The organism is Pilosibacter fragilis (assembly GCF_032490495.1).
GTDB classification, from domain to species: Bacteria; Bacillota; Clostridia; order Lachnospirales; family Lachnospiraceae; genus Pilosibacter; species Pilosibacter fragilis.
Window position 1 is genome coordinate 163,638 of record NZ_JAVYJB010000002.1, and the last position, 15,141, is coordinate 178,778.

At 52.6% G+C, this 15,141-nt stretch carries 11 protein-coding genes; all 11 read right to left on the reverse strand.

The features are described 5' to 3' along the window. Positions 1 to 28: 28 nt before the first annotated feature. Positions 29 to 1,309: a methionine gamma-lyase family protein gene (locus tag ABCW45_RS02090; protein WP_015554322.1), complete on the reverse strand. Its 1,281-nt coding sequence runs from the start codon at positions 1,307 to 1,309 to the stop codon at positions 29 to 31. After that, a complete protein-coding gene (miaA, locus tag ABCW45_RS02095; protein WP_117469545.1) occupies positions 1,297 to 2,274 on the reverse strand; it encodes a tRNA (adenosine(37)-N6)-dimethylallyltransferase MiaA in 978 nt (325 codons plus the stop codon). The genes ABCW45_RS02090 and miaA overlap by 13 nt, the downstream gene beginning before the upstream one ends. After that, complete coding sequence (gene mutL / locus ABCW45_RS02100) at positions 2,274 to 4,298, reverse strand: DNA mismatch repair endonuclease MutL (RefSeq protein ID WP_117471773.1); 2,025 nt, start codon at positions 4,296 to 4,298, stop codon at positions 2,274 to 2,276. Before mutL ends, miaA begins: the two co-directional genes overlap by 1 nt. A gap of 97 nt (positions 4,299 to 4,395) precedes the next feature. Beyond that, positions 4,396 to 7,029, reverse strand: coding sequence for a DNA mismatch repair protein MutS (gene mutS, locus ABCW45_RS02105; protein ID WP_181968004.1), 2,634 nt, complete (start codon positions 7,027 to 7,029; stop codon positions 4,396 to 4,398). A gap of 91 nt (positions 7,030 to 7,120) precedes the next feature. Then, the gene (gene miaB, locus ABCW45_RS02110) at positions 7,121 to 8,551 is read right to left on the reverse strand and encodes a tRNA (N6-isopentenyl adenosine(37)-C2)-methylthiotransferase MiaB (RefSeq protein WP_117567075.1); all 1,431 of its coding nucleotides are present in this window, start codon (positions 8,549 to 8,551) and stop codon (positions 7,121 to 7,123) included. Between the two features lie 334 nt (positions 8,552 to 8,885). Further along, positions 8,886 to 10,127 (reverse strand): glutamate-5-semialdehyde dehydrogenase, encoded by a 1,242-nt coding sequence (locus tag ABCW45_RS02115; protein ID WP_343220156.1) that lies wholly within the window; start codon positions 10,125 to 10,127, stop codon positions 8,886 to 8,888. Between the two features lie 38 nt (positions 10,128 to 10,165). Beyond that, entirely contained in the window at positions 10,166 to 10,801 is a 636-nt protein-coding gene (locus ABCW45_RS02120) for a 5-formyltetrahydrofolate cyclo-ligase (protein WP_343220157.1), read from the reverse strand. Continuing rightward, entirely contained in the window at positions 10,779 to 11,006 is a 228-nt protein-coding gene (locus tag ABCW45_RS02125; protein WP_015554317.1) for a DUF896 domain-containing protein, read from the reverse strand. The genes ABCW45_RS02120 and ABCW45_RS02125 overlap by 23 nt, the downstream gene beginning before the upstream one ends. Positions 11,007 to 11,048: 42 nt before the next feature. After that, a complete protein-coding gene (gene proB / locus ABCW45_RS02130; protein WP_015554316.1) occupies positions 11,049 to 11,894 on the reverse strand; it encodes a glutamate 5-kinase in 846 nt (281 codons plus the stop codon). A gap of 66 nt (positions 11,895 to 11,960) precedes the next feature. Continuing rightward, positions 11,961 to 13,568, reverse strand: coding sequence for an NAD(P)/FAD-dependent oxidoreductase (locus ABCW45_RS02135; protein ID WP_015554315.1), 1,608 nt, complete (start codon positions 13,566 to 13,568; stop codon positions 11,961 to 11,963). Next, the gene (locus tag ABCW45_RS02140) at positions 13,480 to 14,916 is read right to left on the reverse strand and encodes a BaiN/RdsA family NAD(P)/FAD-dependent oxidoreductase (RefSeq protein ID WP_117471768.1); all 1,437 of its coding nucleotides are present in this window, start codon (positions 14,914 to 14,916) and stop codon (positions 13,480 to 13,482) included. Before ABCW45_RS02140 ends, ABCW45_RS02135 begins: the two co-directional genes overlap by 89 nt. Positions 14,917 to 15,141 lie beyond the last annotated feature (225 nt).

Here is a 15,141-nt window from a genome sequence, read left to right on the forward strand (position 1 = left end):
ACAATGAGTTAAGAAAAAGTTCACACTCTTACAGTGTCACGATCCCTGCATCCACTAACTTCTGAAGGGACATTAAGATACCGAGCTTCGCATGATACCATGTGAGTCCGCCCTGGAAGTATACCGCGTACGGCGGCTTGATCGGACCGTCTGCGGAAAGTTCGATTGAGGACCCCTGAACGAACGCTCCTGCTGCCATGATGACATCAGAATCGTATCCCGGCATCGCCCACGGCTCCGGAGTCACGAAGCTGTCCACCGGCGCTGCCGCCTGGATGCCCTCGCAGAACTTGATGACGCCTTCCGGTGTTCCGAAGGTGATGGCCTGGATGATATCGTGACGACTCTCAGTGCCGTTCGGAACGACGCCGAAGCCCAGCTTCTCGTACACGTTTGCTGCGAAAATCGCGCCCTTTAATGCACCCGCAACAACGGTCGGAGACAGGAAAAGTCCCTGGTAGAGAGACTGGCTGACACCGAGGCTGGCACCAACCTCTTTTCCGAGACCCGGAGCTGTCAGGCGGTATGCCGCCCGCTCCACGCAGTCCCTGCGTCCGACGATATAGCCGCCGATCGGGGCAAGTCCGCCGCCCGGGTTCTTAATTAAGGAACCGACGATCATGTCCGCTCCCACATCTGTCGGCTCCATCTCCTCCACGAACTCGCCGTAGCAGTTATCTACCATGCAGATCACATCCGGCTTGATAGACTTGATAAAGGAGATCAGCTCGCCGATACGCTTTACGGATAAGGTTGGTCTTGTGGCATATCCCTTGGAGCGCTGGATCTCGATGAGTTTTGTTCGCTCATTGATAGCTTTTTTGATGTTCTCAAAGTCGAAATCACCGTTCGGAAGAAGATCCACCTGGCTGTAGGTAATGCCGAACTCCTTTAAGGAACCGACAGAATCACGGATTCCGATGACTTCCTCTAAAGTATCGTACGGTTTTCCTACCGGGGAAAGGATCTCATCACCCGGGCGGAGATTTCCGGAAAGAGCAATGGTAAGCGCATGGGTTCCGGAGATCAGCTGTGGGCGGACAAGGGCGTCCTCGCCGTGGAATGCCTTCGCATAGACTTCCTCCAACGTGTCACGTCCAAGGTCATTGTAGCCGTATCCCGTAGTTCCGGCGAAATGGATATCGCTGACTCTCGCCTCCTGCATGGCTTTAATGACCTTTAACTGATTGTATTCTGCTGTCTTATCGATGGCCTCGAAACGGTCGTGCAGGCTTTTCTCGATCTCTCTTCCATAATTTAAAACCTTCTCAGAGATTCCAAGCTCTCCGTACATCTTTATAAGTTCCATGATTTCTCCTTTTTTCTAACTGCCATAATGTTTCTTTCGCGCAGATCCTCAAGCATCCACACGAGGATCTTTTCTCTATCAAAATCAAAGTTTCCCTGATCCACCCAGGTAACTTCTTTTTCTCTCTTAAACCAGGTGAGCTGGCGCTTCGCGAAGTGTCTGGTGTCGCGCTTAATGATGTAGACCGCCTCATCTAAGGAGATCGTTCCATCCAGGGCATCCAGGATCTCTTTGTATCCAAGCCCCTGCATGGACACCATATCTCTCGTGCAGCCCATCTCCTTCAACTTTTCCACTTCCGCCAGCAGGCCGTTCTTCATCATGAGATCCACCCGCAGGTCGATCCTCTGATACAGGCGTTCGCGATCCATGTTCAGTACATAGTAAGCGAAGTTGTATGGCGATTCTTTCTGCCGCTCCGCCTCGTTATGTTCGGATATCTTTGTCCCGGTTTTCTTGTAAAACTCCAAGGCGCGGATTACACGCTTCACGTTGTTCTCGTGGATCGCCTCTGCGGACTCCGGGTCCACTTCCTTTAACATATCGTGAAGGCAGGACGCGCCTTTTTCTGCCGCCAGACACTCCAATTCTTTCCTGTATCCCGTATCACTGTCATTTTCCGTAAAATCGATATCGTTCACCAGTGCCTGGATATAAAAGCCGGTGCCTCCAGCGATGATCGGGATATGTCCGGCGGCGTAGATCTCCTCCATGGCCTGCTTTGCGAGTCTCTGGAAAACGACCACGTTAAATTCATCCCACGGATCCAGAACATCGATCAGGTGATGTCTGACACCGTCCATCTCCTCCTTCGTCACCTTTGCGGAACCGATATCCATGTGGCGGTACACCTGCATGGAATCGGCGCTGATGATCTCGCCGCCGACCTTTTTCGCGAGTTCCACCGACAGGGCGGTCTTTCCGGACGCCGTCGGCCCGGTGATTATGATCAAAGGCTTTTTCATTATATGATCCTCTTGAATTTCTTTTCCATCTCATATTTGCTGATCGCGACGATCGTCGGTCTTCCGTGCGGGCAGTTATATGGATTCTCCAGTTTTAACAGTTCATCGATGAGCTTATCCGCTTCGGCGAAGGACAGCTCGTTGTTTCCCTTTACCGCCGCCTTGCAGGACATGGTGGCGATCCGGTCGTAGATGGACTCCACATTCTTTCCCATACTCTCATCGGAGAGTCCGTCGATGAGTTCCATCAGAAGGTCCTTTTTCGCCAGGGAGAACAGATTGTCCGGCACCGCCCGCACCGCGTACTCGTTTCCGCCGAAAGGCTCGATCTCGAAGCCGATGTCCGTAAACACCTTCATGTGGCGTTTTAAGAGATCCGCCTCCTGTAAGGAAAGTGTCAGGATGATCGGCGGGCTCACGAGCTGGGAGGTGTATTCCCTCGTCTTTAGGGACGCGAAGTTCTTCTCGAAGAGGACCTTCTCGTGGGCGGCATGCTGGTCGATAATGTAGAGACTGCCGTCGTACTCCACAAGCCAGTAAGTCTCGAAGACCTGGCCGATCAGACGGTGGCGCTTTCTCGCGGTTTCCGAGAGAAGGCGGTTGTCGAACATTTCCATCTGCTTAGGAAGCGCTTCCTTCTCTGCCAGAGGTGCTTCTTTCTCAGCCGGGACCGCTTTCTTCGCAGCCAAAGCCGCACCTGTCGTCTCCGGAGCTTTCTCTTCCAAAGCCGCAGGCATCGCTGCCGCTCCTGTCTCGTTTGGCTGCTGTGCCTGTGCGCGTTCCGGCGGCAGTTCCCTTGTCAGCGGTTTCGGCGGCAGGATCCATTCGCTCTTCTGCTTCTTCTCCCCGTAGGCCGGTCGTTCCTCGCGGATGCCCATGGCTTCCATGCGCCGGTGCTCAAAAGGTTCCGGACCGCGGGCGTTCTTTACGGGCTCACTCATCCCGCTTCCCGGGATCGGATTTCCCGCCGCGGCAGTCTCTTTTTTCTCAAGCTCGCGCTCTTCCCGCTCCGACATGAGGCTCACGTTCGGAATCAATTCTTTCCCGGAAAGGGCGTCCACCACCGCCTGGCAGATCACCCGGTACATGTTCTCGCCGTCCTTGAAGCGAAGCTCCATCTTTGACGGATGTACGTTCACATCGATAAACTCCGGCTCCACGGTGAGGTGCAGCAGCGTGAAGGGATATTTGTGCTGCATCATATAGCTCTTGTACCCGTCCTCGATGGCCTTGGACACGAGTCCGCTCTTAATGTACCGCCCGTTGATGAAATAATTCTCAAAATTTCTGTTTCCCCGGGCGATCACCGGCTTTCCGATAAATCCGGAGATCTTCACGATTCCGTTTGACACCTCCACCGGGAGAAGGTTTGCCGCGATCTCCCGCCCGTAGACGGTGTAGATAATGTCTTTCAGGTTGTGATTCCCCGAGGTGTGGAGACGGCTCTGGTTATTCACGATAAGCCGGATGGAGATCTCTGGGTGGGACAGGGCGATCTTTTCCACGAGATCTGTCACGTGTGCCCCTTCCGTGGTCTCCGTCTTCAAAAATTTCCGTCTGGCAGGTGTGTTGAAAAAGAGGTTCCTGGAGATAAATGTGGTTCCGTCCGGCGCGCCGATCTCCTCAAGGCCTTTCTCCTCGCCGCCTTCGATCCTGTATCTGGATCCCGTGAGGCTGCCAGAGGTCTTTGTGATCAGTTCCACCTGAGAGACGGCCGCGATACTGGAAAGTGCCTCGCCACGGAATCCAAGGGAAGAGACCGTGAGCAGATCTTCCGCTGTCCGGATCTTACTGGTGGAGTGGCGAAGAAACGCTAACGGAAGCTCTTCCTTCTTGATCCCGCATCCATTGTCCGTGATCCGGATAAACCCGATACCGCCCTGACGGATCTCCACGGTGATCGCCGTGGAACCGGCATCAATGGCGTTTTCCATTAACTCTTTCACCACGGAAGCAGGCCGCTCCACAACCTCTCCCGCAGCGATCTGGTTGATCGTACTCTGATCCAGCACCTGAATCGGCATAGTCTCTCTCCCTCTCTTTCATATTTTACCCTCGCTGGTATTTGTCTTTCATGCCGTTTCATGCGAAAACCCGCACCCACAAGGTTTTTTCGTATCATTACTGCCAGCGGTTCTTAAGCTTCGTCTGCAGTCTGTACAGCGTATTCAACGCATCGATCGGGGTCATACTGGAAAGCTCAAGATCCCCGAGTTCCTTTATGATATCGTCATCCTTCACCGTATCGAAGATCGACATCTGGTTGAGATCCACCTCGTCCGGCTTTGCCACCGCCTTGTGCTGCGGGGACGCGCTCATCTGGGCGATTTCCTTTGCCTGCGCGGTAATATCAGCACTGGCAAGCTCCTCCACGAGTTCCTTCGCACGGGCGATGACCGGCTCCGGTACTCCCGCAAGCTTCGCTACCTGGATTCCGTAACTCTTGTCTGCTCCGCCCTTTACAATCTTTCTGAGGAACACGATATCGTCCCCCTGTTCCTTAACGGCGATACAGTAGTTGTTAACTCCGCTTATGGTTCCCTCAAGTTCCGTGAGCTCATGGTAATGAGTCGCAAACAATGTCTTCGCGCCGAGGATCTTCGGGTTGCTGATGTGCTCGATGACCGCCCAGGCAATGGACAGGCCATCGAAGGTACTCGTACCTCGGCCGATCTCATCGAGGACAAGAAGACTGTTCTTTGTGGCGTTTCTCAGGATATTCGCCACCTCTGTCATCTCAACCATAAACGTACTCTGGCCGGAAGCCAGGTCATCGGAGGCGCCGACTCTCGTAAAGATCCTGTCGCAGATTCCAATGTTAGCCTCGTCCGCCGGGACAAAGCTTCCGATCTGTGCCATGAGGACGATGAGGGCTGTCTGTCTCATATAGGTGGACTTACCGGCCATGTTCGGTCCCGTGATGACGGAGATCCTGTTCTTTCCATTGTCCAGATATGTATCGTTTGCGACAAACAGACTGTCCTTGATCATCTTCTCAACCACCGGATGGCGTCCGTTCTTGATGTTGATAACGCCTTTTTCGTTGATCTTCGGCTTCACATAGTTATTTCTCATGGACACCGTGGACAGGGATGTGAACACGTCAATGCCCGCAATAGCCTTCGCGGTACTCTGGATCCGCAGGACTTCCGCCGCGATCTGATCACGCACGTCGCAGAACAGGTCATACTCTAAGGTGTAGAGGCGGTCCTCCGCGCCCATGATGATGTCTTCCAGCTCTTTCAGGCGGTCTGTGGTGTACCGCTCTGCGTTTGTCAGCGTCTGTTTACGGATAAAGTACTCCGGAACTAAGTCCTTGAAGGAGTTCGTCACCTCAAAATAGTAGCCGAACACCTTGTTGTACTTGATCTTCAGATTTTTAATCCCTGTCTTTTCCTTCTCCTCCGTCTCAAGATCCGCCAGCCATGCCTTCCCCTCAGTCTTCGCCTTCCGGTACTTGTCGGCTTCCTCGCTGTATCCGTCCTTGATGATGTTTCCCTCGCGGACCGTGATCGGCGGCTCGTCGACAATGGAGCGGTCGATCAGCTCATAGAGGTCCCGGAGCGGGTCCAGGTCCTCATTCATCTTTTTTAAGAGCTCGCAGGAGAATTCTCCGAGAATATCTTTGATATACGGCAGCATCTCCAGGGAATTCTTAAAGGAGAGAAGGTCTCTCGGGTTCGCTGTCTTGTAACTGATGCGGCCCATGAGGCGTTCCAGGTCGTAGACGGAATTTAAGTATTCCCGGATCTCCTCCCTGGAAATATAGTTCATGTTCAGTTCCTCGATGGCCTGCTGACGGCGCTCGATCTCCTCTTTATCGATCAGCGGCTGTTCAATAAAAGAACGGAGAAGTCTCGCTCCCATGGCCGTCTTTGTCTTATCGAGAACCCAGAGCAGGGATCCGCGCTTCTGTTTTTCCCTTAAGGTCTCAACTAACTCCAGATTTCGTCTCGTGGAGGTGTCGATCATCATGAACTGACCTGTCGTATACGGTGTGATCTTCGTCAGATGGGACAGGTCATTCTTCTGCGTCTCATAGAGGTACTGAAGAACAGCACCGGAGGCGATCATTCCGTTCTCGTAGTCGCCCAGGCCCAGTCCTTCCAGACTCATCACATGGAAGTGCTCTTTTAAGATCTTTCTGCAGTCATCGTCCGAGAAAAACCTGTTTTCCAGGGCGGTCACGGCAAAATGATACCGTTCTTTTAACTCATCCATGTCCAGCCCGGACATAAAGAGTGCCTCGTTGCACACGAGCTCCGACGGTGTGAACTTATTGATCTCATCAAGCAGTGCCCGCTCGCTCGTCACTTCTGTAACAAAAAAATCGCCGGTCGTAATGTCGACCGTCGCAATTCCGTAATTGTTTCCAGTATACACAACCGCCATCAGGTAGTTGTTCTTTGTCTCATCCAGGGCCTGGGAGCTCGTTATGGTTCCCGGTGTCACAACGCGGATGACTTCGCGCTTTACGAGGCCCTTTGCGAGCTTCGGGTCCTCCATCTGCTCCGCGATAGCGACCTTATAGCCTTTCTGGACAAGTCTCGTGAGATAACCTTCCACCGCGTGGAATGGCACACCGCACATCGGTGCCCGCTCTTCCAGGCCGCAGTCCTTTCCCGTCAGTGTCAGCTCCAGCTCTCTTGAAACCGTCTTGGCATCCTCAAAAAACATCTCGTAGAAATCACCCAATCGGTAAAAAAGAATACAGTCCGGATACTGTTTTTTTGTTTCGAGATAATGTGTCATCATTGGTGAAATCTGTCCCACGTCTTTTCTCCTATTCCTTAACATGCCCACAGCGCCCGAAGCACTCGGCTCCGGGCGTCACATGTGTTTCATCTTATTTTACAAGAGATCCCATATAGTAGAATCCCTTTGCCTCGTCTAAGGAGACATCAACGATCTTTCCGATCAGAGATGCGTCTCCAGCGAAATGCACGACTGTGTTGTTGGAAAGTCTTCCTGTCACAAAGCCTGCCTCGTGCGTATCGATCTCCTCCACAAGGACTTTTTGTACTGTTCCCTCGTGGCGCTTTACGACCTCAGCCGCGATGTCCTGGACCTCCTTAAGCAGGCGGTCGAAACGGTTCTTTACCACGTCCTCCGGAACCTGGTTTGGCATAGCAGCCGCCGGTGTTCCGGTACGTTTGGAGTAGATGAAGGTGAAAGCACTGTCGTAACGCACTTTTCTCACCACATCCATGGTCTCCTCGAAGTCCTCCTCTGTCTCTCCCGGGAATCCCACGATGATATCGGTGGTCAGGGAAATATCCGGCATCGCCGCACGGAGCTTCTCCACCAGGGCGAGGTACTGTTCCTTCGAGTATTTGCGGTTCATTCTCTTCAAGATCTCACTGCTGCCAGACTGAAGCGGAAGATGCAAATGGCTGCAGATCTTTTTGGAGTTCTTCATGGTCTCGATGAGTTCATCGGAGAGATCCTTCGGATGGGAAGTCATGAAGCGGATCCGCTCAAGTCCCTCGATCTTTTCCACTCTTCTAAGGAGCTCCGCGAACGTGATTGGCTGTTCCAGGTTCTTTCCGTAGGAGTTGACGTTCTGTCCCAGAAGCATGACTTCCACGACACCGTCAGCTACAAGACCCTCGATCTCCTTGATAATATCTTCCGGCTCCCTGCTTCTCTCGCGTCCGCGCACATACGGCACGATACAGTAGCTGCAGAAGTTGTTGCAGCCGAACATGATGTTGACACCAGATTTGAACGGATACTTTCTCTCGATCGGGAGTTCCTCCACGATCTCGTTTGTTCCTTCCCATACATCGACCACCATCTTCTTCTCCATGAAGCGCTCGTAGAGCAGCTCCGCAAGCTTGAAGATATTGTGGGTTCCGAAGATCAGGTCCACATGGCGGTAGCTCTTCTTGATCTTTGCGACTACCTCCGGCTCCTGCATCATGCAGCCGCAGAGGGCGATCATCATATCCGGGTTCTTTCTCTTTACACCGCTTAAATATCCAAGGCGGCCATAAACCTTTAAGTTCGCGTTCTCACGAACGGTGCATGTATTGTAGAGGACGAAATCTGAATTCTCATCGGTTCCCTCCTCATAACCGGCTTCCTTTAAGATTCCAAGGAGTTTTTCGGAGTCTCTGGCATTCATCTGGCACCCGAAGGTGTTGATAAAACAGGTGAGCGGACGGCCTTTTTTCGCGCTCTCCGCCTCCACGAGCTTCTTCACCTGTTCCATAAAGTACTGCTGTCTCGCAGGTTCCTCTGTCGGGGCACCTGCGATAATATTTTTATCTGTCATTCTGATATTTCTCCAACTATTTTTATAAACCTTTATGTTCAGCCGTTCTCTTTTTGGCATAAACGTCCCTGGCTGAACTGTCCCGAATGATTATACCCAAGATTCCCCGAAAATGCAACCTTGTTGTTTTGTAGCTATTCAGTACCTTCATAGTTACGTGCAAAAATCCATTCCAGATCAGCTTCGCTGATGGGATTTTTGCCTTCCAGCCTATGTTTTCTTACGGTCAGCGCAGCAAGTGCGCAGACCTACTGAACAGTTACGTTGTTTTTTACTTCTCCGCCCATGACCAACGTCAGCGGAAATCCGCCGGAATGCTTTACAGCCTGTATTTCTATTTGCGGATCTGTCCATCCCCGTAAATAATATACTTCGTGGATGTCAGCGCCAGAAGTCCCATCGGTCCTCTCGCATGGAGCTTCTGGGTGCTGATACCGATCTCAGCGCCGAAGCCGAACTCAAATCCGTCAGTAAATCTCGTGGAGGCATTGACATAAACTGCCGCCGCATCCACCTCATTTAAGAATTTCTGGGCGTTCTCGTAGTCCTTTGTCACGATGGCCTCGGAATGTCCCGTATTGTACCGGTTGATATGGGCGATAGCCTCATCCACGGAGTCCACGATCTTGCAGGAAAGAATATAATCCAGGTACTCTTTTCCCCAGTCTTCCTCTGTGGCCGCCGTAAATTCCGGCACGATGGAGCGGGCCCCCTCGTCAGCGCGTATCTCCACGTTTTTCTCATCGAGACGCTTTTTCATCAGCGGCAGGAATTCCTTTGCGATCTTTCTATGTACCAAGGTGGATTCGCAGGCGTTGCAGACGCCGATCCTCTGGGTCTTCGCATTAAAGATGATATCTAACGCCATATCGAAATCCGCGCTCTCGTCCACATAGATATGACAGTTTCCGGTACCCGTCTCGATCACCGGAACCGTGCTGTTCTCCACAACGGTACGGATCAGACCTGCCCCGCCTCTCGGGATCAGGACATCGAGATATCCGTTCATCCGCATGAACTCTCTCGCGGTCTCATGGCTTGTATCCTCGATCAGAGAGATCGCGTCCTCCGGGATTCTCTCCTTCTTTAAGCCATTCCTGATCGCCGCAACGATGGCCTTATTGGATTCCAGCGCGTCGCTGCCGCCGCGAAGGATCACGGCATTTCCTGTCTTAAAGCAGAGGGCAAAAGCATCTGCCGTCACATTTGGTCTCGCCTCGTAGATGATTCCGATAACACCGAAGGGCACCCGTTTCTGGCCGATCAGGAGTCCGTTCGGGCGCCTCTTCATGGAGATCACCTCTCCCACCGGATCCTCGAGACCTACGACCTGGCGCATGCCCTCCACGATTCCCTCGATCCGCTTGTGGTTCAGCTCCAGGCGGTCCACAAGTCCCGGAGCCATTCCTCTTTCTTTCGCTTTTGCGACATCCGCCGCGTTGGCTTTTAAGATCTCATCCTCTTCATCCAAGATCTCCTGGGCCGCAGCCAGAAGTCCCGCGTTCTTTAAGTCTGTCCCCATTTTTCCGAGGATATAGGAAGTTTCTTTTGCTTTCTGTCCGATTTCTATTAACATGACTGTTTCCTCCCTGATTTATGATCCTGAGCATGTTGTTACTCAATGTTGCACTGGATCACCCGTTTTTCTGTCACGATCATATCCACGCTCTTGTCATACGGTTCCGCCGGGATCTCATGAAGGATCTGGAACTCGTATGCCAGGGCAATGGTCTTATGACCGGGATGCGTCTCCAGATACCGGTCATAATATCCGCCGCCTTTTCCAAGGCGGACGCCGTTTTCCGTAAATCCCATGCCCGGCACCAGGATCGGTGCTGTCGGAAAAATATACCTGGATTTCTGATGAAATTCCTGGTCCATCTTTTCCGAAGCTATTTCCGAATGGTACTCCTCTGCGCTCCGGCATCCGTTCTTAGGCTCCATAATGTGAAACGCGCCCTCAGTGAGATCATCCTCTGAGTCAGTCACGAAAAACTCCATCGTCTCACCCATGACTCTTGGAAGGCAGACAATGCATTTTTTCTTCCAAAGCTCTTTTAAGATCTCCGCAGTCCCAGTCTCCCAGTTTAAAGACGCATATCCGTAAACTGCCCCGGCATCAGTGACCGCGGGAAGAGTCAGGACCCGCTCCGCGATCTGGCGGTCCAGAATCTCTTTTTCTTCCTCCGGCAGTAACCTTAACTGGTCTCGTATTTCTTTTCTAAGATCAGCTTTCTGTTTTTCCAACATTTCCGTATTTCTTTCCAAGATCTGTCACGGAGCCATCCTTCTCAACGATGGAGATATTGTTTAAATGGCCTCTGAGGCTCGCCTTGATATCGGCAACATACTGTTTTCTCAAAGCTGCCTGTTCCTCTTTTTCCGCGTCCGTAAGTCCTACGGCCTGGGATTTATGGTAAAGCTCATTGATTCTGTCGATCTGTTCCTGTTTCATATTTGTTTCTCTTGTCCTCTCAGTTTCTTTTCAGAGCCCATATTACGCGTGAATGCTCTGGATATAATCCAACAGCGCAAATTCACTGCTCTTATTCGCTTTAAAGAGCGTTCCGATCTCCTCGCCCTTTAAGATCCGCCACATAACTTCCAGATCGTCCGCGTTGGCGATCACCATGTCGGCTCCGCTCTCCGTCGCGATCTTTGCCGCATGGAGCTTCGTCGCCATTCCACCGGTTCCCACGTCACTTCCTGTGGTTCCCTTACCCATAGCCATAAATTCATCGGTAAGATCATCCACCTGGCTGATGAACTTCGCGTCCGGGTTTTTCTTCGGATCGTCGGTGTAGAGGCCGTCGATATCGGAGAGAAGGAATAGCAGGTCGCCTTCCACGAGGGCTGCAACGATGGCAGACAGTCTGTCGTTATCACCGAATTTAATTTCATATGTAGATACGGTATCGTTCTCATTTACGATCGGCACCGTTCCGAGCTTTAAAAGTTCATTGAACGTGTTCTTCGCGTTCGTGCGGGAGGTATCATCCAGGATCGTCGCCTTTGTGATCAGGATCTGTGCCGCAGTCTGGTTGTACTCGGAGAAAAGCTTCTGGTACACCATCATGAGACGTGCCTGGCCCACAGCTGCGTATGCCTGTTTCTCGGCAACCGTCTCCGGTTTCTTTCCGCCGAGAGTCTGGCGTCCTGTGGCGATGGCACCGGAGGAAACAAGGATCACTTCTTTTCCCATGCCTCTCATGTCACTGATGATGCGGACAAGCTTCTCGATCTTTGCAAGATTCAGATCGCCTGTCTCCGCGTGTGTCAGTGAAGAAGATCCGATCTTGATCACGATTCTCTTTTTATCTTTTAATAATTCTCTCTCTGTCATATGAAAAGTCTCCTTTCAGCGGAATCCTCAGTGCTATTTAACGCACTGCTGACTGTTTACGTTTGACTACCTGACCGCCGCATATCGCTTTATGATCTCTTCCGCAACCTTCAGGCCGTCCATGGCCGCCGATGTGATCCCCCCGGCGTACCCGGCTCCCTCGCCGCATGGATAAAGCCCTTTCAAACTGCTCTGAAGGCTCTCATCGCGGCAGATCCTGAGCGGTGATGACGTACGGCTCTCGATTCCCGCAAGGACAGCATCGGCACGGTCAAACCCTTTGATCCGTCTTCCGAACTGTTCCATTCCTTCCAGAAACGCTCCGTTTAAGGCCTCTGGCATCAGCTCCCGCAAGTTCGCGAAGGAGAAACCTCCGCAAAACACAGGATTTACGTCTCCCAGGGCCACCGTCGGTCGGTTCGCGGCGAAATCGCCGTAGAGCTGGATCGGGATCTTTCCTCCGCCGAGGGCGAACGCACGCTCTTCCAGGCTTCTCTGGAACGCGATGCCGCCCAAAGGTCCTGCTTCCGGGAAATCCGCCGGGGTGATAGCCACGATCAGGGCACTGTTCGCGATACCGCTGTCTCTCTTAAAATTGCTCATTCCATTGACAGCGAGATGTCCCTTTTCTGAGGACGCGTTCACCACCATTCCGCCCGGGCACATGCAGAATGAATACACACCGCGGCCGCTGGTGGTCTTTGCCGTCACTTTATAGGGCGCCGCTCCGAGCTTTCCGGCGTCCTCCATTCCATACTGGTTCTTATTGATCTGCGCCTGGGGGTGCTGGATCCGGAGTCCCACCGCGAACGGCTTCGGTTCCATAAAGACCTTCATCCGATCAAGCTCCGCGAACAGGTCTCTCGCACTGTGTCCTACGGACAGGATCACATGATCTGTCTCAATCACAGCGCCATCTGCAGTCATCACGCCGGTGACTCTTCCATTCTCTTCCAGAATTTTCGTGACTTCCGTCCGGAAATGCACCTCTCCGCCGCCGGCGATGATCCGGTTTCTTATATTTTTAACCACACCCCGCAGCACATCTGTTCCGATATGTGGGGCATGGTCGTAAAGGATCGAAGGATCGGCTCCCATCTCCACAAACGTGGAGAGAACTTTCCCGTTTCTTCCCGAGGTATCCTTTACCAGTGTATTTAACTTTCCGTCGGAGAATGTTCCGGCTCCGCCCTCTCCGAACTGGACGTTGGATCGGATATCCAGGGCCTCATCCCCGTTCTTCCAGAAATCTTCTACTCTTTTCGTCCTCTCCTCCACGGCATCTCCCTGCTCCAAAAGGATCGGAGCGCAGCCGTTCTCGGAGAGTGCCAGGGCCGCGAACATTCCGGCAGGACCGGCGCCGATGATCACCGGGCGCTTTTTCATTTCCGCAGTTCCGTGCTCCGGGTACGCATATGGACGGAAGCCTTCGGCCCGGATGTTCTGGTTCGCCGCCTTTTTGATGACAGTACCTTCTCTTTTACTGTTCGCGAGCATCACATCTACAATATAGCTGAATAACAGCTGCGGCTTCTTTCTCGCGTCGATGGATCTATGGACGATCCTGATCTCCCCGATCGCCGATTCATCGACTTTTAGAAGCTTTGCCGCCTTTTTCTTTATGGCCTCTTCCCCGTGGTCCACGGGAAGTGTGAGCTGATTGATCCGGATCATATGTATGTTTTTTCCTTTCCTGTTTTCCCTGGGTCCTGTTTCCCTCCGCACCGGAAAACGTCATCGTTTTTCCTGCTGCACGGCTGTTTTTTAAATACCCGGGAACGATTCCTGCTGCCACATGGCATCCGGCTGCGTACCCGGAGGACCATGCCCACTGTAAATTATATCCGCCGCAGATTCCATCTACATCCAGGAGCTCCCCGACTATATAAAGGCCGGGAACACGTTTCGACTGCATGGTCTCCGCTTCTATCTCTGCCGTGTCGACACCACCGGTGCAGATCTGGGCCTGTTCAAAGGAATTTGTCTCCTTCACCGGGATCTTAAATTCCCGGATCGTGGCACCCAGACGTTCCAGCTCCTCCGATGTCAGAAGACCCGCTTTTTTGTCCGTCTGGATCTTCGCCGCCTTCAAAAGCACCGACGCTAATTTCTTATTAAAAATACCGCTTAAAAAGTCCTCCGCCGTTTCCCCGGAAAGGACTTCCCGCTGTTCTCTCAAGAGATACCGGACCTTCGTCTCATCAAGATCCGGCAGAAAATTTAAAGATGCCAGAACTTTCTTTTTCTGGTCCAGCAGTTTTGCGGCGTACCGGCTCACCTGAAATACCGGAATGCCGGAGATTCCGTAGTCTGTAATCTGCAGTTCCCCGCGGTCCTTTGCTGCCGTCTTTCCATCCGCCGTCTGGATGCTCACAAGGGCATCCACCCGGACACCGGACGCTTTTGGGAGAAGATCTCCCTCACAGCGGAGCTGTACGAGCGCCGGGAGAGGCTTTATGATCCGGTGTCCGAACTGCTTCGCCAGCTCATAGCCGCTACCGTCGGATCCGGTAGCCTTTGCTGCCTTCGATCCACAGGCGAGGATCAGGAAATCCCCTGTGAAGGTTCCCAGATTCGTTGTGACCTCAAAGTGTTCTTTTTTTCTTCCCGCCTTTTCCACTTCGCACCCGGTGACGATCTTAACGCCGGCTCTTTTCGCACCCCTTAAAAGTGCATCCAGAACCGTCTGCGCCTGACCGGACATAGGGTAGACATATCCGCCGCGGTCCATGGTCAGGACTCCGAGATTCCGAAAGAACGCGACTGCTGCCTTCGGCGGGAAATTTCGGATCGCAGTCCCCCAAAAGCCCTTTTCATCGCTCCGGTAGAAGGACGGATCCATATAGAGGTTCGTCAGATTGCATTTTCCGTTTCCTGTGGACAGGATCTTCTTTCCCGGACGGGCCGTGTGCTCGATTACTGTAACAGCCGCGCCCTGCTCTGCCGCCGTGATCGCAGCCATAAGTCCCGATGCGCCGCCGCCGATAATGATTCCTTTCCGTCCTCTAAAGTTCTCCGCCATTCTTTTTCTCCCTGTCTCCGGTTTTTCCTGTGATCTGAGACCGATTTCCAGACTTTAAGACTTCTACCCCAGTATCAAACAATTCCTTAACTGTTCAGCACCCTCACAGTTACGTGCAAAATCCATTCCAGCTCGGCTCCGCCGATGGGACTTTCGCTTTCCGCCGCCAAGTTTTCTTACGGTCAGCGCAGCAAGTGCGCAGATCTGCCAGGCAATTACACAATT

Bases quoted from the DNA above. Each gene is read 5' to 3' on its own strand.
- ABCW45_RS02090 (WP_015554322.1), bottom strand. From the start codon at position 1,309: ATGGAACTTATAAAGATGTACGGAGAGCTTGGAATCTCTGAGAAGGTT.
- miaA (WP_117469545.1), bottom strand. From the start codon at position 2,274: ATGAAAAAGCCTTTGATCATAATCACCGGGCCGACGGCGTCCGGAAAG.
- mutL (WP_117471773.1), bottom strand. From the start codon at position 4,298: ATGCCGATTCAGGTGCTGGATCAGAGTACGATCAACCAGATCGCTGCG.
- mutS (WP_181968004.1), bottom strand. From the start codon at position 7,029: ATGATGACACATTATCTCGAAACAAAAAAACAGTATCCGGACTGTATT.
- miaB (WP_117567075.1), bottom strand. From the start codon at position 8,551: ATGACAGATAAAAATATTATCGCAGGTGCCCCGACAGAGGAACCTGCG.
- ABCW45_RS02115 (WP_343220156.1), bottom strand. From the start codon at position 10,127: ATGTTAATAGAAATCGGACAGAAAGCAAAAGAAACTTCCTATATCCTC.
- ABCW45_RS02120 (WP_343220157.1), bottom strand. From the start codon at position 10,801: ATGTTGGAAAAACAGAAAGCTGATCTTAGAAAAGAAATACGAGACCAG.
- ABCW45_RS02125 (WP_015554317.1), bottom strand. From the start codon at position 11,006: ATGAAACAGGAACAGATCGACAGAATCAATGAGCTTTACCATAAATCC.
- proB (WP_015554316.1), bottom strand. From the start codon at position 11,894: ATGACAGAGAGAGAATTATTAAAAGATAAAAAGAGAATCGTGATCAAG.
- ABCW45_RS02135 (WP_015554315.1), bottom strand. From the start codon at position 13,568: ATGATCCGGATCAATCAGCTCACACTTCCCGTGGACCACGGGGAAGAG.
- ABCW45_RS02140 (WP_117471768.1), bottom strand. From the start codon at position 14,916: ATGGCGGAGAACTTTAGAGGACGGAAAGGAATCATTATCGGCGGCGGC.